The 20,614-nt window shown below is 42.7% G+C and carries 14 protein-coding genes and 1 pseudogene; 7 read left to right on the forward strand and 8 right to left on the reverse strand.

Going from position 1 to position 20,614, the window contains the following annotated elements; all coding sequences use genetic code 11:
• Together ACM0OS_RS19755 and ACM0OS_RS19760 are read left to right on the forward strand one after the other, a co-directional pair.
• Nucleotides 1-893: pseudogene (locus ACM0OS_RS19755) on the forward strand (hypothetical protein); the annotation flags it as partial.
• Nucleotides 894-1,265: 372 nt separating this feature from the next.
• Entirely contained in the window at nucleotides 1,266-2,963 is a 1,698-nt protein-coding gene (locus tag ACM0OS_RS19760) for a SulP family inorganic anion transporter (protein ID WP_414544904.1), read from the forward strand.
• A gap of 377 nt (nucleotides 2,964-3,340) precedes the next feature.
• Here ACM0OS_RS19760 and ACM0OS_RS19765 read toward each other — a convergent pair whose 3' ends face one another.
• Nucleotides 3,341-4,159: a hypothetical protein gene (locus tag ACM0OS_RS19765; protein WP_414544905.1), complete on the reverse strand. Its 819-nt coding sequence runs from the start codon at nucleotides 4,157-4,159 to the stop codon at nucleotides 3,341-3,343.
• A complete protein-coding gene (locus ACM0OS_RS19770; RefSeq protein ID WP_414544906.1) occupies nucleotides 4,156-6,996 on the reverse strand; it encodes a cation-translocating P-type ATPase in 2,841 nt (946 codons plus the stop codon). The genes ACM0OS_RS19765 and ACM0OS_RS19770 overlap by 4 nt, the downstream gene beginning before the upstream one ends.
• A 159-nt stretch (nucleotides 6,997-7,155) precedes the next feature.
• On the opposite strand from ACM0OS_RS19770, the gene ACM0OS_RS19775 reads away from it, so the two are divergent.
• Complete coding sequence (locus ACM0OS_RS19775) at nucleotides 7,156-8,271, forward strand: ATP-binding protein (RefSeq protein WP_414544907.1); 1,116 nt, start codon at nucleotides 7,156-7,158, stop codon at nucleotides 8,269-8,271.
• Between the two features lie 341 nt (nucleotides 8,272-8,612).
• On the opposite strand, the gene ACM0OS_RS19780 is transcribed toward ACM0OS_RS19775, so the two are convergent.
• Nucleotides 8,613-9,593, reverse strand: coding sequence for a hypothetical protein (locus tag ACM0OS_RS19780; RefSeq protein WP_414544908.1), 981 nt, complete (start codon nucleotides 9,591-9,593; stop codon nucleotides 8,613-8,615).
• Between the two features lie 31 nt (nucleotides 9,594-9,624).
• Entirely contained in the window at nucleotides 9,625-10,902 is a 1,278-nt protein-coding gene (locus ACM0OS_RS19785; RefSeq protein ID WP_414544909.1) for a plasmid pRiA4b ORF-3 family protein, read from the reverse strand.
• 181 nt (nucleotides 10,903-11,083) lie between these two features.
• On the opposite strand from ACM0OS_RS19785, the gene ACM0OS_RS19790 reads away from it, so the two are divergent.
• The 3 genes from ACM0OS_RS19790 to ACM0OS_RS19800 are packed head-to-tail and all read left to right on the forward strand — an operon-like array spanning nucleotide 11,084 to nucleotide 12,356.
• Nucleotides 11,084-11,731: a hypothetical protein gene (locus ACM0OS_RS19790; RefSeq protein ID WP_414544910.1), complete on the forward strand. Its 648-nt coding sequence runs from the start codon at nucleotides 11,084-11,086 to the stop codon at nucleotides 11,729-11,731.
• Between the two features lie 14 nt (nucleotides 11,732-11,745).
• A complete protein-coding gene (locus ACM0OS_RS19795; RefSeq protein WP_414544911.1) occupies nucleotides 11,746-12,075 on the forward strand; it encodes a hypothetical protein in 330 nt (109 codons plus the stop codon).
• Between the two features lie 2 nt (nucleotides 12,076-12,077).
• A complete protein-coding gene (locus tag ACM0OS_RS19800; RefSeq protein WP_414544912.1) occupies nucleotides 12,078-12,356 on the forward strand; it encodes a GIY-YIG nuclease family protein in 279 nt (92 codons plus the stop codon).
• Nucleotides 12,357-12,480: 124 nt separating this feature from the next.
• On the opposite strand, the gene ACM0OS_RS19805 is transcribed toward ACM0OS_RS19800, so the two are convergent.
• The 4 genes from ACM0OS_RS19805 to ACM0OS_RS19820 form a co-directional block, all read right to left on the reverse strand.
• Nucleotides 12,481-16,734 (reverse strand): strawberry notch-like NTP hydrolase domain-containing protein, encoded by a 4,254-nt coding sequence (locus tag ACM0OS_RS19805; protein ID WP_414544913.1) that lies wholly within the window; start codon nucleotides 16,732-16,734, stop codon nucleotides 12,481-12,483.
• A 156-nt stretch (nucleotides 16,735-16,890) separates the two neighbouring features.
• Entirely contained in the window at nucleotides 16,891-17,277 is a 387-nt protein-coding gene (locus tag ACM0OS_RS19810; protein ID WP_414544914.1) for a hypothetical protein, read from the reverse strand.
• A gap of 578 nt (nucleotides 17,278-17,855) precedes the next feature.
• On the reverse strand, nucleotides 17,856-18,293 hold the full coding sequence (locus ACM0OS_RS19815; RefSeq protein ID WP_414544915.1) for a hypothetical protein: 438 nt from the start codon (nucleotides 18,291-18,293) through the stop codon (nucleotides 17,856-17,858).
• Between the two features lie 179 nt (nucleotides 18,294-18,472).
• Nucleotides 18,473-18,787: a DUF2958 domain-containing protein gene (locus tag ACM0OS_RS19820; RefSeq protein WP_414544916.1), complete on the reverse strand. Its 315-nt coding sequence runs from the start codon at nucleotides 18,785-18,787 to the stop codon at nucleotides 18,473-18,475.
• Nucleotides 18,788-18,941: 154 nt separating this feature from the next.
• Between ACM0OS_RS19820 and ACM0OS_RS19825 the strand changes: the two genes are divergently transcribed.
• The gene (locus ACM0OS_RS19825) at nucleotides 18,942-20,555 is read left to right on the forward strand and encodes an ATP-binding protein (RefSeq protein WP_414544917.1); all 1,614 of its coding nucleotides are present in this window, start codon (nucleotides 18,942-18,944) and stop codon (nucleotides 20,553-20,555) included.
• Nucleotides 20,556-20,614 lie beyond the last annotated feature (59 nt).

Here is a 20,614-nt window from a genome sequence, read left to right on the forward strand (position 1 = left end):
TCAGTCAGACTCCTGGTATACAAGCGGTTCAAGACTTTTCTGCACCACTAAGGGTTGAAACTGTCGCCCAATGGTTAAAAAAGCAAAATATAACTTTTAGCCAAATACTACCTGAGCAAGTGCCACTGGAAACTCAAAAGGGATTGGCTGTATTTAATTTGATTACTGATTCCATCCCCGAACAAACTAGTGAAGCAATGACTAAGAAGTTTGGAGACGTGATTGAGTTAGTAGGTGAATATCAGCAGAAAGTTAAATCACTTCCCAATCGACCACAGAATTTAAAAGTACCAGAACAAACAGTTATTGCACCTAAAATTGAAAGACTTGATGCTGTAGTCAATTCTTCTACAATTCCGTCGTCTGATAAACTTGATTTATCAGAAACTCAAAATAACTCTGGGAAAAACACTAATCAAGATACTGTCAATCAACAAACAGTAACTATCCAAGATTTAAGAGATTGGTATGTTACTGCTGAAAAATTAGCTAGAACCGAGCCGTACAAACAACGAATTACGGAAGTTGCCAATCATTTCAAACAAACTCAACAATTGTTAGATAAAGCTTTAGCCAGTATGAAATATGATACTCAACAGCATCAAGATATAATCAGAATTAGTCAAATTGTTCAAAGAATTGGTGCTGTTCTTGGTAAAACCAGAGCCGATGGTTCTAGTTATGTTCAGGGGAAAATGTATGATATTGCTTTTGACCCTAACAAAAAAAATTTCATTATTGCTAATAAAAGTGGTGAAGTAGTTCTAGGTGTTCAATCGGGTAACATTACACTCAATCAAGTTTCTCCAGCAGTGGTCACTCATTTTGATGAAGTCAACGCCAAGCTTGATGACTATGTGAAAAAAAATCAAAATCAGGATATGGAACGGTAGTTTTTATATATAAAACTAAATAGAATTCAGGATTCAAGAGCCAGAATACAGAATTTAATTCTGTGGTATATTTTTTTAGTTGGAAATCTCTAATATCTGTGAGGTCTGGTAATCGGTAATGGTAAAAGACAATTATCTATTAGCTATGACCTTTAATGATTGTAAATAATTTTTTTACTTAAAATTAGCGATTATATAAATTCTTTTTATTCCCAAGATAGCTAAATTTAAACATACTCTATTTACTAATAAGCAAAAAAAATAAGGCTTTTCTACCTATTTCTTTCTGCAAATAAAAAATGTAGATTACTTACAGTGACTAATAAGTTTTACTAACCAAAATCTTGCTGTCTTTGTAACTACAACCTCAATATGTCATTAACTAATAGTATCCATTTTAGAAATTTACAAGGCGATTTATTTGGTGGCTTAACTGCTGCCATCGTTTCGTTGCCACTAGCATTAGCATTCGGTGTCGCCTCTGGTGCTGGTGCTGTAGCTGGTCTTTATGGTGCAGTTTGCGTCGGCTTTTTTGCCGCTTTATTTGGTGGTACACCTACCCTGATTTCTGAACCAACCGGGCCAATGACAGTCATCATGACTGCTGTTATCAGTTCCATGACTGCCAGGAATCCAGAAGACGGCTTGGCAATGGCATTTACTGTAGTCATGTTAGCCGGTGTATTCCAAATATTTTTTGGGATATTTAAGTTGGGTAAATACATTACCCTCATGCCTTACAGTGTGATTTCTGGCTTCATGTCTGGGATTGGGGTAATTCTGGTTATCTTACAGATTGCTCCTTTTCTGGGGCAGCCTAGCCCTAAAGGTGGTGTATTGGGGATGGTACAAAATTTACCTCAGTTGTTAACTCAGATTAATCCAGTTGAAACAACTTTAGGTTTGCTGACACTGGCAATTATTTTCTTCATGCCGCGTCAACTCAAGCGCTTTGCCCCTCCCCAACTCATAGCATTAATTGTCGGAACTATAGTTTCTCTCACCATTTTCGGCGATGCGGATATCAGACGTATTGGAGAAATTCCAGCAGGATTACCCACCTTACAAATACCAACTTTTACTCCATCCCAAATCACAATAATGATTGTTGATGGTGCAATTCTAGGAATGTTGGGTTGTATTGATACGCTACTCACGGCGGTAATTGCTGAGAGTTTGACTCGCACTGAACATAAATCTGACAAAGAATTAATAGGTCAAGGTATCGGTAACTTAATATCTGGTTTGTGTGGTGGACTACCTGGTGCTGGTACCACAATGGGTACAGTGGTAAATATTCAAACTGGTGCTAAAACAGCTTTATCGGGTTTAACTCGTGCATTAATTTTATTAGTTGTAGTTGTGTGGGCTGCGAGTATAACTCAACCTATCCCAATGGCAGTATTAGCTGGTATTGCTCTAAAGGTGGGGATTGACATTCTCGACTGGAGTTTCCTCAAACGCGCTCATAAAGTATCATTCAAAGCCACAATCATTATGTACAGTGTTTTGTTCTTAACCGTATTTGTGGACTTAATTGTTGCTGTTGGCGTGGGAGTCTTCATTGCCAATATCTTAACTATCGAACGTCTTTCTCAGTTACAGTCTGAGGATGTAAGGATGATTAGTGATACTGATGATGCCATTGTTTTAAATGAACAAGAGAAACAATTGCTAAAACAAGCTCATGGACGCGTTTTGCTGTTTCATCTGAGCGGACCGATGATTTTTGGAGTATCTAAAGCGATCGCTCGTAAACATTCAGCAATGATAAACTATGATGTGTTGATAGTAGATTTAAGTAATGTCCCACTTTTGGGTGTGACCGCTTCTTTAGCAATTGAAAATGCTATTAAAGAAAGTAGCGAACAAGGTCGTTATGTATTGATTGTTGGTGCATCTGAAAAAGTTAAACAGCGTTTAGAAAAGTTTGGCATTATCGGGTTTGTTCCACTACATCATATGTTTGTATATCGTTTAGAGGCACTCAAACAAGCCGTTGCTTTAGTTAATCCTCATGCAAGTTCTGATAATTTTGCTGTTAGTATTCTCCCTGACACTCATCAGTAAAAACTTACTATAAAAGTGGTGTTAAATATTTTTGCTCAAGGCTGACCATATTTTACAAATAAAAGCTCACTTAGTGATGTGGCTCCTGTTCAGCGTTTGTCCCTAAAACCATACTACTGATGCGGATTTTTCTCTAAGATTTTTATTGGCATTCTTGTTACTTATACCTAGAATGGAATGGCAGTTAAGCTGAAGGATATGCAGCGTAAGGATTGCAGAGGAGAATTTTTATTTCTTGCGTTCATATGCCTAAAACTTCTTCTTTCTCCCCTGCTGCCGAGGGCGATTTTATCTTTTCAAGCGTACCATTCTACCTAAAATTAAAAATTGGCTTCTATCTCTACTCAAAACCCAATTTTTCAGATCCAAGAGTAAAGTTATTTAAACTTGCATAGTTGAGAAGTCAAGACATTATAGACAGGAGAAATCGGTAAATAATAATCTGCGATCGGATCAATAATGATGTATTGAACAGAGTTACTACTAATATTTAACGTGGCTAGAATGTTTTTCTGATTCAAGCTAAAAATTTTAATTCCACGATCAAACAAACGTTGAAATAAGTATGTAGTTTGAATTTTGAGCAGTTGACGCTTTTGTTCGGGGTCGAGGAAAAAATGCCAGGAGAACCTGAATTTGCGAAGAATTTCCGAAAAATCAGGAATGTTAAATGCCTCGCAGAATTCAGGACTGAATCCAGTTTCTGTTTTCCCCAATGGAATACCCTCAATTTTTGGCATAAAGAGTACTCGTTTAAATAAGGCAGTTCTGACACCAGTTTGGAAATGTAAGTAAGCGGGACAAATCTGAAGTAGCTCTTTCTGTTGCTGGTTTAACTTGGTTTCAAATTCCCAAGCTAATTGTATGCTCCTAAAAAATTGTTTTCTGGGATTTTCTGCACAAGGGCGACCTTCTGAACATTTCAGTGCCAGATTTGAATCAGGAAACACTCCTAATTTATAATCATGGCAACCTAAAATGTGGATTCCTCTATGGAATTTCTCGGTGTAAGGATTGATATTATATTTCTGTGGATTGTTTTCTAGCGTAGCGATGAAATGAACTAACCTGCGGATAAATTCAGAAGGGCTGACAGATTGTTTCTGTAATTGTTCATAGATGCATGATTCCAGGTCAATTTTGATTTTACCTTGGGAGTAAGTTTGAACACCCAAAGGTGAAGCTGTTTTGTTCATATTTTGGAGTATTTACGAAAGGTATACCATCGGATAAATAGCTTTTCTGCTTCAATCCAGACAAATACTAGAGAACTAAATCCAATACAAACCAATAGCTCTAATCCACTCAGGTAATGAGTATTGAAGAAGGAACGGAGTGGTTCAACATAAATAAGCATTAGTTGCAGGATACTGGTGACGGTAACGGATAGGACAACGTAAGGATTGGAGAAGGGATTCACCTCTAACATCAATCGCGTGTTGGAACGGATTGCTAGTGCGTGTCCCATTTGTGCTAAACAAAGCGTAGTAAACACCATAGTCTGCCAGCGATCGCGATCTAACAATTCGGTTTGTACCTGGGCAGTGTAATCGTATGCCCAGACCATCATCAAGATAGTTATTACAGCCAAAATAATGCCAATCCGCACCATGTAAGACCCTAAACCTCTGGCAAAAATGCTCTCTTTTGGATCTTTTGGAGGTTGTTGCATGACGATTGGTCTACCGGGTTCTACTGCCAGTGCTAAAGCCGGAAGTCCATCAGTTACCAAGTTCATCCAGAGAATTTGCAGAGGAGACAACGGTACACCACCCAACCCCAACAATGGAGCAGCTGCAATCGTCAAAACCTCACCGATGTTGCTGCCGAGAATGTAGCGAATAAAGCGACGAATGTTGATGTAAACAACTCTTCCTTCTTCAACTGCCGAGACAATTGTGGTAAAGTTATCATCCAGTAGCACCATGTCGCTAGCTTCTTTACTGACATCTGTGCCTGTAATGCCCATTGCTACACCGATATCTGCTTGTTTCAAGGCTGGAGCATCGTTAACTCCATCCCCAGTCATGGCAACGATTTGTCCTTGGGACTGGAGAGCTTGGACTATTCGTAACTTATGCTCTGGTGTAACGCGGGCATAGACGCTAACTTGTTGCACTTGTGCTTCCAGTTGTGGCTGGGTGAGCTTTTGGAGTTCCTGCCCAGTTAGGCAGCGATCGCCTACTTTTGCAATGCCCAAGTCTTGGGCGATCGCCTGTGCGGTTAACTGGTGGTCGCCTGTAATCATCACCGGACGAATGCCTGCGGTACGGCATTTTGCCACTGCATCGCGCACTTCCGGACGGGGAGCATCCAGCATTCCCACCAATCCCAACCAAGTCAAGTGAGTTTCAGCCGTATCTTCAAAATCGCGGTCTGATAATTTTGTCACGTTCTTCCTAGCAAAACCTAAGACCCGTAACCCTTGGCTGGCAAGCCGATTATTCTGCTCTAAAATCTGTTGCCGTTGTTGTGTTGTGATCAGTTGCGACCTATCGCCTTGCTGAATGTGGGTGCTGAGTTCAAAAACTAGTTCGGGCGAGCCTTTGGTAAACATGATAAACACGCTCTCTCCCAGTTTGTTGGACGTATCCTGCACGACAACGCTCATCCGCTTGCGTTCGGATGAAAAGGGAAACTCAGCAATACGGGAGAAGGTTTGCTCCTCTTGGTCTTTGCGAAAACCTCCTTTGCCGGCAACTGCTAGTAACGCTCCTTCAGTGGGATCACCTAATATTGCCCAGTCGCCATTCTCCTTATGCAACACGGCATCATTACAAAGCACGCACGCCACGAGCAGCGACCGCAATTCTGGCGATGCCTCCACTACAATTTCTTGTCCTACTTCGGTATTGGTCTGCTGATAAAACGCACCTTCAGGGCTGTATCCCTGCCCTGTTACATGAATGGCGTAGCTAGCGGTATGTACTGCCTGCACCACCATCTTGTTCTGGGTTAGAGTGCCGGTTTTATCCGAGCAGATAGTCGTCACAGAACCGAGGGTTTCCACCGCAGGCAGTTTTCGGATCAGGGCCTTCCGCTTCACCATGCGTTGCGTACCCAATGCCAGGGTAACGGTAATTACGGCGGGTAAACCTTCTGGCACAACCGCAACCGCCATACTGAGGGAGACTTTGACTAGTTCCTCAAACAGTGAGGGGTTGAACAATGTCCCCCCTAAAATCACGATCGCTACTATAATCAACGATCCTGTAACCAACGTATTGCCCAGTTGGGTCATGCGTTTTTGCAAAGGTGTTGGCTCTGTCTCGACGGATTGCAGCGCAGTTGCAATCTTGCCCAATTCGGTTTGCATTCCAGTGCTGGTGACTACCACTGTTGCTCGTCCCTGCACCACCTCAGTTCCAGAGAACACTAAATTGATGCGATCGCCCAGAGGCGCATCTTCTTGTAGGATGGCATTGGCTTGTTTTTCAACCGCGTGTGCCTCTCCGGTGAGTGCTGCTTCTCGCACCTGCAAGTTTGCTGCTTCTAGGATACGCCCATCTGCTGCAACCTTAACCCCAGCTTCCAGCAGCATAATGTCCCCAGGCACCAGTTCTTTAGATTCCACCTCCACTACTTTACCTTCGCGGATCAGCCGCACTTTGGACGATGCCATGTTTTTCAGGGCTGCCAATGCTTTTTCGGCTCCACTCTCCTGGAGGTAGCCCAGTAAACCATTCAGCAACACCACCGCAAAGATTGCTACCGCATCCTTGGGAAAAATGAACTGTCCCTTTACCAAAGATTCACGCACATCCAGAACCATCGAAATCATGGCCACGGCAATCAGCATTAGTAACATGATGTTTTTAAACTGATCCCAGAAAATTTCTAGAGGCGATCGCCCACTTATTTCGACCAGTTCGTTTGTACCATAGTGCTGTAAATTCTCGTCAATCTGTTCCTGAGTTAAACCATGCGTGCGATCACTCTTGAGCAGCCAAAGAGTTTTTTGCGCCTCGATAGTATGCCACGATCTATTCTCAAAGGGTTGAGGAATTTGAGGGTGCGATAGATTAGCAGACATGGGTAAAGTAAATTGCACTAGAAAATAGTTCTTATATCATCGCACTGCACTATAAAATAGTGCAAGTAGACCTGCATCGAAAATTCTTTTGGGATTGTTAGAGAAAAGTAGATAGTTTATCAGGTGAGGTTGGCTGAAAGTGAGGAGGACTGGTTGATAATGACGAAGGATGCTTTTAAGCCACAGAGTTTGATTGGCAGACAGCGTGAGCTAGAGCAAATCTGTAAAATTTTGGCAGATGACAAAGATTTGATGCTCACAGGTGTTACGGGAAGCGGACGACGAGCGCTGATTCGTTATGCCGCCCAGCAAACTGGAGCCAGAATTTTGGAGATCGACTGCTTGCGAGCCACCACCTCTTCTCGCTTTTTAGAGTTGATGGCTTCAGGAATTCTGCACATCTTTGCAACAGAGGCAGAACGAACCTTTATTCAGCAGTGGGCTTGTGGCTATCCCTTGCAATTAGAACAACTATCCCCAAATCAAACCCGCTTGATTTGGCAGGTTTCCCAAAATGATGAATGGTTAGTTCTGCAAGCCTTATTGAATTTACCTCAGGTGATGGCAGAATATTTAAGCTGCCGGGTAGTGTTTGTCTTTCAGAATTTCCCGCATATTCGCTCTTGGGATCGAGTAGGTCGATGGGAATCTTATTTGCGACAAGAAATTCAACGGCAAAACCGTGTCAGCTACGTTGTTCTGGCAACAACTCCAGAAGGTTGGGTGGAAGATAGCTTGGTTCAACTTGTCTCCTTGTTCCCTGTGCAACATCAGGAAATTCAAACCTGGGTTGTTGAAGCAATGGCAGCAGCAGACCTCAAGTTTGAAGTGGATGCCTTGAAACTGTTTTTGGACTATTCACAAGGACATGTTGGAGATGCCATTGCCCTGGCGCGGCGAATTTGGAGCGACTATCGTTGCTTCTATGAGGATGAACAAACCAGTTTTGCGTCCCAATCCTCCTCAAATCTCATCCAACTTCATCATGTACATTGCAGCACTTTACGATTGGTTGAAGATTTGTCTGTTACCTTTGAGTCTCTCCTTTTACTACTGCCTCCTATTCAGGCACGAGTACTGGAAAGTTTAGCCATCGATCCTACCGATAGCCCTCATTCACGTCCCTATCTTCAGAAACACCAATTTTCACGAGGTGGTGGTTTTCAAGGCGCTCTTACAGGATTGGAACTCAAAGGATTAATTTATGGAGCCAAAGCCGGGTATCGAGTGGCATTACCACTTCTATCGTTTTGGCTCAAACATCGCATTTTGTAGCTTTCGTTACTTTCTTTACTTTCTTTTGACTCACAAAAAATAGCTACCACACCCAATACCTAACAACCTGCGGATCTATCACTAATAGTTGCTATTTGTTTGTTGTACCAACGATTTAAGCTAAAGTTTTTCCATCTGGTGAGAAACTGAATGGCCCACCAAAATAACGTCCCAACTGCTCAATACGAAACAGATCATCGACTGTGAATACCTTTTTAATGTTCATACGTACAGAATAAAACTTGGCAGTACAAGTTACATTTTGCCGTGTTGAATCTCTTACTGGAATATTGCAAGTGTGAAACTGAACATTCCAAGTTTAATGCAGTTCAACTATGTGATTAATCAGCCATGCTCAGGAGACTTGGCTCTCCCCGTTGTTCAATCTGTTCACGAACACGTTGCCAAAGTACTTGATCCTCACGATAAATACTTAAGGCTTTAATGGAGTTTTTGGCAACCACTAGATCACCGCTCTGAATTAGAAATAACAGGAATGAAACTGCCTCATCATTTCGTACAAGGGCGATTGCGGTCAATCCCATCTGTCGAAGTTCTGGAATGCGGATGGAGTGCCACCAAGTTTGTAAAATATCAAACGCTTGTGGTAATCGGGATTCTCCGAATGCTAATGCTGCGGCTTCTGCAAGATCAGTGTTCTCCCGATGCTCCGTCTGTGGCTGAATTGTAAGAAAGGAACGCACTAGATCAATAGAAAATTGTGTTGGAGATAAATGCAATAATGCCAGAAAACAGTCTGATAATACAAGCGCACTATCGCCAATCTTGATCCTTAAACGTAGAAGCGGGACACCTAACAAATTTCCAGTATAAGCAATGGCTCGTGCAGCGCCAATTCGTGCATCTGGTTCCGGGTCAGCTAACAAGTCTGCTAACTCGCTCATGACATCGGGGTAATTCATTCTCACGAGTCCTAATGCACAGACACTTCGTAATGGCGCAGCCTTATCATCAGAACCACCCCACACTGATGTTCGTTGTACGTGCCGGATGCCTCGCAAAAACAAATCTTCGTTATTGTAATCCAAGCGATAGAGTGCATCTGCAAGTTTGAGTTTAGCGGTACAAACTGGATCTCGCTCACTCGGCTTCGTCATCGCCCAATCGAATGCGGCAACCAGAGATGGAATCAGGTCGTATTGTTCTGACTCGGCAATCAATGTTGCGGCTTGAGCAATCGCCATAGGCTGCTTAGAGGTCAGTAGTTGGCACAATATAAGCTTTGCTTCTGAGGTAGTAGGATTGAGGCGAATCTGCTCTAGTTGCGCCAAAAGTGATTCCAATTTGCGAGATTTTGCCATAGCAAGATTTTAGATTCTAGGGGACGTTGCTTTATTCTTCATTTTCCCATTCTTCATCTTCGTCCTCCCAATTTGGATATTGTTGGGGTGCAGTCCCATGACTAGCTAAAATTATCGGTTCTTTTATTTCCAAATTATCTGGTTCAATACTTTCTAATTGCACATTAAACCGCCAATCATCCCCAAAATCAAACAAGTAAGTCATCGTTTGACCTACTTTGAGAGACAAAGATAAATCTTCAATTAAAAACTCATTTGTAAAAGGTGACTCTTGAGCATAAGGATGGCTTACTCGTACTGTCCAACCATACCGACTTTTGTAAGAAAACTCATGCAGATGGTCATCATCAAAATTCACAGACTTTAAAATTATTCTGCTCAAATCATAGAGATTATAATCGTAAGGAATAGCAATGCGTCGCCAAATTTTTCCTAATGTCACCTTAAAGATATAAACTCCTTGCTGCTCTTGTGCTTCGGGAATTAAAAGATTGTTCTGCCATTCGGGGAAAAAGACTTGTAATTGAGGTTGCCAAATCCCAAATGGATATTCTTCTGTTTCACCCTCCTCTTGCTCAACCTCTGATTGGGATTCTTCAAAAAGAATCTTGTTGATTAATTTGACCAAAGCATTGCCCCAAGGAGTTTTCTTTAATTTATTAAACTGCCACCCTTGACCTTTTTTGGATTTAGCATTTTCAACTTCTAGCAGTCCAAACATTGAAAATAAAGCAATACTGTGAAGTCCAGGGGAATAGCTGTACCATTTTTGCTGTTCTGTTTTTGGAATCAGACTCTTAGTTGAGTCAATTTCATGCCAAAACATCAAACATTTTTCCAAACCACTACGCCATCCCTTTTCACCTAAAATTTCTTCATTTCCCCAAATCCACCAAGCTTCTAAAAGGTTGAAATAACGTTCTGTTGGATTTAAATTATTCCACGAAGAAACTACATTAGGTTCCAAGTAGATAAAAAATTTTTTCCCTTTGGCTTCTACATAAGATATAGTAGATGCTCTCAATAATAAATACAGTCCATGAAGATGGGGATAAGCTTTTTGTTGTGGACGGTTGAGGTCAACTTGAATTGGGTGAGTTAAACGACTATTGAGTTCTGCTAAAGAACTCATTGGTAAAAAATTTTGAGTTTTGCTAACCTCAATTCCTTTTGTGCCAATGAAATCGAGCAGCATTTGGAAGTCTTTGAGAATTGTTCCTGGACTCTCAAATGAAATCTCCTGGTCATGTATTAATTGTAACTCACTCACGCTAATAGTATTTTCTTCTGGCTGTTCGGGATGGAACATAATTGCTACTGGGTTAATTCGCTTGCATTAAGTAATGCCTCAACGATGCCCTGCTGGGATGCTCTTATCCTGGGTAACTTTTTGTAACAGGGTTATGATTTTGACATTCATATTTTTAAGTTTAAAATATGGGAATAGAGAAATGAAAAAGTTATAAATAAATCTTCAGAGTAATAATTTTGTGAGCAATAGTGATCAATCTGACCTTCGTAAAGAAATTAAGCTGACGAATGCTGAACAGCTTTACCATATCAAGGATGAAAGCGGACAACCTATTGCTTATGAAGAGGCCGATGGGCGGCAGTTATTTAATCATTACCGTCACAACCTCACTAATTATGACCAGGTTCTTGACAATATTCGTTCTGAACAAGGTCATGTAACAGGCAGGCAAGAAAAGAAAGCATCTGTAGCTGCTGCTGAACAAGTCCTGGAAAAATACCGTGATGAACATATTAAGGTTATCAAGGATAGTCAGAGAAAAGGAAACCTGCTGAAAACTATCATGCAAAAAGCTGGTGTTGGTACTGCCTCTGCCGTTGTCAGTTTCCTGGACTCCTGTTCAGATAAAATTAAGGAGTTAAGCAAACTAGAGAACAGTCAGCGTACTTTACAGGCATGGAATGATACTTACCGAGTCCAGCGCGAGCTAGTTAGAAAATTGTTGATTCAGGAGGGTGTATCCCCAGACACGATTAATAAGGTGAATAAGATTTACAGTACACGTTCAGTAAAAAAGGCAGTTGAATTAGGTTCACAACTGCTTAATTTAGAAAAGTCTGAAATTCTTACCCTAATCAAGTCTGCTGTTCGGTATACAAAACTTTGACCGGGAAAAATATTATGAAAATGCAGGATATCAAGCAGGAAGTTTTCAGCCTGACCTGCACAATCAATACTCAACAACTCAGAAAAGAGCGTCCAGAACTAACTTCGGGTCGGGACTTGCGCTACAAAGAACAGTGGGTGGAAATCCGTCAAAAAGTTAAACAGCTAAGAGAACAAGACCAAGATATGTCTCTAAAAGACATTGAGCAATCAGAGCTAATGCTAAAAAATTCTCTGTTTGAAATTGGTCAGATTGCAGGTTTAAACAATGACCAAATTGAGATTGATTGGCAACGGATCAAGCTGGCATCACAATTTGGAGACGTGCATATAGAAGAGTTGTAATAATGCTTCCGATTACCCAGCTAGAATCACTGCCAAAAATAAGTGGCATATATAAAGTTTTAGATGCTAATGGGAATGTCATTTATGTAGGACAAGCAAAAAATATTCATAGCCGATGGAATAATGGTCATCATAAACTTAGCGAAATTATTGCGGAGTATGGCATTGAAGCTTATATTGATTGGGTTGAAATTCCAGAATGGCTATTGAATCGTGCTGAAAATACTGCTATCTGTTTCTATAAACCCAAGCTCAACTCAAAAATTCCTCCTGTAGTTTAACAACAATTAAGTAGACAAAATTATCTTAAAAAATATAGTGGTTTTTATTGAGTTTCACAGAAATTTTGCATAGCACTGTAAATTAGAAAAAACAAGCCACTCCCTAACAGAGCGGCTCAAATTCTTAACCCAAAATCCCAATCACCGCCGCCAGAACAGCAGCAGCGTGATTACCTGTTGGCACGAATATCCGCTTGCGCCACTGGATAATCTCAGTAAAGCAACCCACAGCCACAAGTTGGTCAGCTAACGGCAAAGCATTGACTAACTCAATACGTGGTTCACCCGCAACGTAAGAACGCCGCACAGTCACACCACCTGGGAGTTGCTGGGAATACCTTTCGTTCAGCACCAGTGAAACTAATTCGTCTGGACTCAACAACTTGTTTTTCAAGCCCAACTGTTCAGCTACAGACTGGATATCTTGTGCGTTAACCACGCGCCCCAGAATTTTCTCACCATCCGCAGTTTGCAGTCTGAAGACTCGACTGTTCTGCTGTGGCAGCATTTTCCAGATTGGTAGCAATATGCCCGTGACCAAGTGCAGGTAATCAGTAGTGAACTTGGGTAATTCGTCAACCTCTCTCGACCACGCCGCAACAAACGCATCAGCCGAAACCTGCTGCCAAGTCGATGATTCTAGCTTATCGACAGACACGCGAGTTTCTTTCTGTGATCGCACAAGTAGAACCCGTGGCACAACACCACCATCAGAGTCGAAAAAACTATGAGTAGGGATTGATACAGCCGCATTATTAGACTTCTCATTCACCATGAATTGTCCTTGGTACTGAGCAGCAAACTCCAGCATCTCATCAGCCGTTCTGATGTTGTTCCGTTGAGTACGTTCTATTTTCAGGTAATTGGTCACGCTCCCCGTAGCAGAATGAGTGTACACAACTTCCTGGCTTTCGATGGTAAACCGTTCAGCCCGAAGCGTTTCAACTCCGATCTCAAACACACCATTAGCGATCGCAGTCTCTATTTGCTGAGAAAGCAACAACTCAAACCTCTCGAAGATGATATTCTGCATCCCAATTGTCAAAGCCAGCAAGCGATTAAGAAACTGACGCAACGGTGGGAGGTCAATTTTCATGCCCCCTTCGTGGGAAGTCAGCCTGAGTCCAGTCATTTGCTCGAATTTGCCCAGGGGGACTTCGTAAAATCGACCCTGGAAAATCTGCTTGAACAGTTCGTATAAAGCATATTCAGCGTACCGAGATTCGAGATTGTCCTTGGCACTGAACATACCGTTACCGCCAGTTTGCCTCTGACCCCGTGTGAGTGCGCCGAGACTGTCCAGCCGTCTAGCAATCGTGCTGATGAATCTGCGTTCACCGCGCACATTGGTAGTCACTGCTCGGAACACAGGTGCAGATGCTTGGTTTGTGCGGTGACTCCGCCCAACGCCTTGAATGGCATTATCTGCCCTCCACCCGCATTCAAGCAGGTAGTGGGAGCGCCGCCGACGATTCACAGCATTTAGGTCAGCGTGATAACTGCGACCAGTACCACCAGCATCAGAGAAGATGAGTATTTGTTTCTCGTCAGCCATGAATGCCGTAGTTTCAGCAATATTCGCACCACTACCACGAGAATCGACAAACAAGCGTCCGGCTTCGTCTTTCAGTACCCGTTTACTCCGTCCAGTCACTTCAGCAACTTGTTTGTGACCAAAGTGCCATAACAGTTGTTCTAAAGCACCAGGAATTGGGTCAAGGCTTGCCAATCGGTCAACCAGTGCATCTCTTAAACCTACGGCTTCTTGAGATACAACCGGAGAACCATCGGCATCAAAAGCTGGTTCCGAGCGTTCATCTCCGTTTTCACCCGAATGAATCTCGTGCAAGTGGACGGGAAACGCACTTAACAGGTAATCCATGACATACTCACGGGGTGTTAGGTCAAGGTTTAAGTCCTTCCACTCCGAAGCGGGAACTTCATTGAGTCGTCGTTTGAGTAACTCCTCATTAGTCGAGACTACCTGGATAACAACAGCATGATCCGCAGCTAAATCTTGCTCGATAGCTCTGATCAGCATTGGGCATTTCATACCTGTGAGCAAATGGTTAAAGAACCTTTGCTTGTGCGATTCAAACTGAGACATGGCAGACATTTTAGCCATGCGGTTGTACGTTTTCGCACCGGAGATGTTACACGCTTTTAGTGCTTCGTGAATATTGTTGTGAATAATCTGGAAAGCATCAGCATAACTGTCGTAAATCCGTTCCTGAGTAGGAGTGAGTTCGATTTCTAAAGTGTCGTACTCAACACCTTCAAAGGAAAGCGATCGCGCCAGATACAAACCCAATGCCTTAAGATCCCTCGCAACAACTTCCATCGCCGCAATGCCGCCGCCCTCAATGGATTCCACAAAATCTTCACGGGAGGTAAACGGGAAATCACCGGTTTGCCACAGCCCTAAACGGTTGGCATAGGACAAGTTAGACACTTTGGTTGCACCGGTTGCGCTAACGTAAATTACCCGTGCTTTGGCAAGTGCATTTTGCAACCGTAGCCCGACAATACCCTGTTGAGATGCTGCAATCAAACCAAGCGAACCCTCTTGAGCCATTGCGTTGCCCATTGCATGGCACTCGTCATAAGCGATCGCACCCTCAAAGTCCTTCCCTGCCCATTCAACAATCTGCTTAAGCCGACTTTTGCCGTTCTTTTGAGAACGTAAAGTCGAGTAGGTGCAGAACAAGATACCTTGGGTAAATGGGATTGGATCACCTAGTTTGATGTTGCTCAGGTCGATGATGTCTTTTTCATCACCACCGAGCGCACACCAATCACGTCGGGCATCCTCAATCAGTGCAGAGCTTTTGGATATCCAAATGGCTTTTCGCCGCCCCTGACACCAGTTGTCGAGGATGATTCCCGCGCACTGTCTACCCTTACCCGCACCAGTGCCATCACCAAGAAACCAGCCACGGCGAAACCTAACTGCATTTTCTTCGCTATTTGCGGCTACTTTAATATTGTCCCACGAATCATCCACAATATAAGACCCTGATAGATATTCAGAGTGGGCTTGACCTGCGTATATCACGCTTTCAAGTTGTGCCTCAGATAACAAGCCTTGAGTGATGATGTGTTGAGGAAGATGCGGCTGATATGTAGGAGCCGGGGGAGAGACAAGTGCCAGTGCTGCGCTTTCACAAAGCAGCGAAGGATGAGGTAAAGCGTCCTTGATTCTCAGCCTTTGTGGGCGATAAGTTTCATAAAGGGCATCCTTTAGTCCTTCGCTGGCAGACCACTCGATTACCTCATAATCAAGAGCAACAACCTTTGCAAATTCTGATGCTGTTTCTGGTTGTGCAATTACTTGACGCTTTGGCAAGTTATCGACTTTCTTAGAGAACGCCGCTACATTTGAAGTAGAACGTTCCCATAGTGGTCGCTCTGGCAACTGCTCAATCAATGCCAGTATTTCAGGCAAATCCAGGGTTTCAGGAATACACGGGATATCAGCAGAATTAGCAGCCGGGATTTTATCAATCACCGTGATTCGGGTTTCCATCTGTGTCCCGTGCTTGGAATACACCTTACCACTGACCCCAACCGAAAGTACTACGCTGGCTTTCTCCTGAAACTTAACAAAAGTCTCGTGCCAAGTGGAATTGGCTGGTGAGAACCAGTTTGCAGAAATTGTCACCAGCCGTCCGCCGTCAACTAATCGTTGCAATGCCGAATTGATGTGCCGAGGGGTTGCATCGGGATTACGGCTGTTGATTTTCGGAGACGACGAAAACGGTGGGTTCATCAAGACTACCGAGGGCTGAGTTTTTCCTGCCAGATAATCGTTGATTTGTTCCGCATTTACAGAGAATAAGGGAACTCCAGGGAACAGTCGCCGCAGAATCTTCGCCCGATCTTCTGCCAGTTCGTTCAGCATTAGACTCGCGCCTTTGAGCTTGGCGAACTGGGCTAAGATACCAGTACCAGCCGATGGTTCTAACACCAAATCGTTGCCGGTGATTTGCCCTGCTAATGCTACCAGATAAGCCAGAGACAATGGTGTTGAGAACTGCTGAAGTTGCAACTGTTCTTCGCTCCGGCGGGTATGCGTGGGGCAAAGGGATTCCAGCAGTTGCAGTTCTTCCAGAGGATTCCCAGATAAACCCTTTTGTCGCAGATATAGAATTGACGCAACTTCGACCGCTTCGTAGGCATCCTTCCACGCCCAAGCCCCCTCTGCTGCTGTGCCGAGGAAATAGCGGTTCATCTGCGACTGGATGTTTTTGGTGGTTAGTGAACGGTGGTCAAATAGTGATTTGGTAAGTTCTTGAGCAACGTTCAATATTGACTGTCCGTAGTCCAACACCGTTTGCAGGTCAAACAGAGAGCCTTGTGTAGCGACTTGGCTTACCATACCTATTTATATATATTAGTTTTTTCCTGCAATTTGGCGTAGCCGTCAAGTTGTTTCTCTGCGAGACGCTGCGCGTTAAGCGGAGCTATGCCGCAGGCTTTACGCTCCAATTCAAAATTCAAAAAAGGTAACTGTTCTCTTCAGTTGTCCACAGTATCAAATCAAACTCAACTGCTTTAGGTAGATTTCTGCCGAATGATCTTGCTCAATCCACTCAAACGCAAGTTCTAGGTTAAAAAGAAATTCTCGCCAGGAATTTGGCGGTGTGATGTTGCGAGAATTTTGTCCAGCCGCATACTTGTTAATTAGATGAGCTAAATCAATCATCTGTGAATAAGTATCAAATGCTAATTCGTGGCATTGAGAACGGATTTTTCTTTTGAGTTTCTCTGGCGATGTTTTCCAGAAAATACTCCAGTAGAGCTTGTGATATTCTCCAGAAAGTGCAATCGCTGCCTCTAGATGCTGTCTTGCAATCGCAAAATTTGGATCGTCCGGCGCATGTTTTAGCGCCACTACCAAAGCACAGTGCGCTGCTTGCATTTTTTTTAATATGAATAGTAAACGAGTGATAGCGCAAGCGTTGCTGCAAGCAGATCCTGTGTGGTCGCGGGAGCAACGCTGCAAAGTGAGTTGGCTTAGTTTCACCACCAAATGGCACTAAGAAAAGCGCGAACCCATAATCTGACTGGCTTTTGGGTGTGAGGGTGTAAGGGGGTAGGGGTGTAAGGGAAAGAATTAAGAATTAAATAAGACGACTTTATAAATCAACTCTCCCCTACACCCCACACCCCTAAACCCCTACACCCGCTCACAGCAAGAGTTTCAAGTTTTTTTAGTGCCATTCGTTTCACCTCCTTTATAGAGGTTTCGGTCAGGTATAATTCCCCTTCTGCAAGCTTTTGAAGCTATTCAAGGGGTTTGTTTTCGGTCAGGTTTTCAAGTATTTTTTGGATTAGTTTCACCGCCTTTAACAATAGTTTTTTAGTCAGGTATAATCCTCCTATTGCAAGCTTTTGAAGCGATTCAGGTGCTGTATTTTAGTCAGGTTTCCAAACCTCCTAATTCTGGTAACTGTGCGCCTACATACATTTGCTCCCGTAGGCACACAGTTCGAGTAATTAAGCGGATTTACGAGGTCTACCGCGCTTGCGAGATTCAGTCTTAGCAGTTGGTTGAATACTGTCGCCGGATTTCTTTGGTCTGCCACGGCGTTTGGGTTGAGGCTGTACTTCCTGTGCAGGCGGCAGTAATCTCAATGTAGGGAATGGTATTACTACTGTTTGTGGTTCGGTTGTAGTATGAGTCTCTACTTCCAATTTCCAAGGGTCAGGAATTTCTTCAGGCTGATATTCTTGAGGTGCTTCAGATTCCACAACAACAGGATTAGGAATATCGTTGATTTCTGCAACTGGTGAAGGGATTTGTGCAGGAATAACTGTATATTGAGGTTGAGTGAAATTCATGAAAATCCCCGTCACAAAATCATTGATCATCAGCAGAATCATTGCCCAAAAGACAATTTCAATAGCTAGAGTGAGTGTAGATTGAGTATCCATTTATTTTTCTCCAGAAAAATGTTTTTTCATTGACGTTTCGCGTAGCGTTTCCGTAGGAAGTGAGTGTTGAAATAAAATTTGATGATGCGAATTTTTAGGACTTTTTCTGATTTTTTCGCGTAGCGTAGGTGGTTAGTTTATGCAAAGCAGGTTGAGTATATCAATCCTGCTTTTTGCAATTAATTTCGTTTTAATTTTGATAGTGGTGTTGGCTCAAAATGTAAATCACGCTCAATTCCAATTCCTAATTGTCCTCGATATGCTTGCAATTCACTGAGCCTGAAATATCCTAATTCTTCCCCAAATCCTTGCACCAATCCAAAGAATGTATCTTCACTATCAAACTCAGTAACGTACCAATTCCAGTTAGAGCTTGGATTAAAAAATTTGACGTATGCAATGGGATCTGGAATATTTTCTTGAGAATAAAGCTTGGGTAATTGACTACGAATTTCCGGTGGCAATAAATTCATGGTACTTGATTTTAACTTCACTCGGCTTTTGCGTAGCAATATTATTCTCAAAACGATTTTCCAAGCTTTCAGCCACTTCTCTCACCCAAAAGTATGAGATGAAGTTAGTAAATTTGGGTGTAGATAATAAATTACACAAAATTTATGATTACGAGAACGTTAATCTCAAGAACCGATGAACTCTGGATTAGTCCAAGAACTATTCAACCTCATACACCTAAAAAATCCATTGATTGCACTGGAATCACCATTGCCAGAGAGAGTGCGATTACTCACCAGTATTGCTGCCGAATGTAATGCCCAAGAAATAACCTGCTATCTCTGGACACTGGAAGATGATCATCTTCATCAATTACAGATTAATGAGGGGGAATTAACTTTACGGCCAGTGGGAGAATATCAACCCATTACCGCTAAATCCAGGCGTGAACATTATTTTGAGATTTTGCGATTCTGGAAAACTACCAACCTGGAAGGCATTTTGATACTGGAAGGGATATTTCCGTGGTTGGGGACTAATACAACTGACCCTGATTTTTTCCTGACTTCCGAGTGGATTAAGTCAGCACTGATTAATCTCAAACTCTACAATCGTAACTCCAACAAAACAGCGATTTTACTTGGACCCAACGCTAGTCTCTCACCTGATATTGCGGCTGAAGTACCGACACTCACCCAGGAATTGCCAACAGTTGAGGAAATCACGGCTTATTTACCGCAAATTTTATCGCCAGTTTATAGTGAATCGGAAATCCATGATTTAGCGATCGCGTCAGTAGGAATGTACATTGCAGATATTAAGTATGGTGTCTGTTCTGTAATCACCGATAAGACAACAGCAGTTGCACAACTTTCTGCTTACAAAATCAGTCTACTCAAGCGGGTGTACAATGTTGAATTTCTTCAGCCCCCAGCGATTGAAGTTGGCGGACTAGAACTGATGCAGGAATCGTTTAAGAAGTACAAACGACTGACTACACCATTAGCTAAAGCTTACAATCTACGACTACCCAAGGGTGTTTTATTAATCGGCCCACCAGGAACGGGCAAATCCCACTCGGCAAAAGCTTGTTCTCAGAGATTGGGTGCGCCTTTGATTATCGTAGAGTGGGGCAACTTCCGCAGTTATGGCAACCTCGCGGAGTACAAACTCAAAAAACTATTAGCTTTGGTAGATAGGATAAACCGTATCATATTTTACCTCGATGACTTTGATAAAGGATTCGCCGGGGATGATGATTTATCTAGACGGCTGGCAGGGATGCTGTTGACCTGGATGCAAGAGCGCACCAGTGATGTATTAATTATCGCTTCAGCCAACAATTTGGATTTATTGCCACCGGAATTGACTAGATGTGGAAGATTTGATGACATCTTTAAAGTCGATTTACCCAACAATGGAGAACGACACCAAATATTTAAAATTCACCTAGCGAGATTTGATAAGCGTTTCCGTAATGGCAATCCATTCATGGATGAAGAATGGCGACGACTGCTCAAAGAAACGCAGCGTTGTGTGGGTGCAGAAATTCAGACCATTGTAGAAAGGGCAGCAGCTACAACTTTCTGCCAAATGTTTCCCCAGGATACTTTTGTACTAGATGAATTGCCACCACTGGAAATTACGCTGGCATCTTTGTTAGAAGCAAGAAAAAATATTAATCCTTTAGCGATTAGAGAAGCTGACAAAGTTGAAACCATGCGAAATAAGGCTGAACTCCAAGGACTACCATCTAGTTCTGTGGATTCATCTGTTTTTAGCGTTGGTAATGTAAATATTTTTGGTTGAATTTTGAATTGATTTATGCAAATATCAAAAACAAAGATTGACCTATATGGTACAAGTCT

The organism is Nostoc sp. CCY0012 (genome assembly GCF_963920855.1).
Lineage (GTDB): Bacteria > Cyanobacteriota > Cyanobacteriia > Cyanobacteriales > Nostocaceae > Cyanocohniella.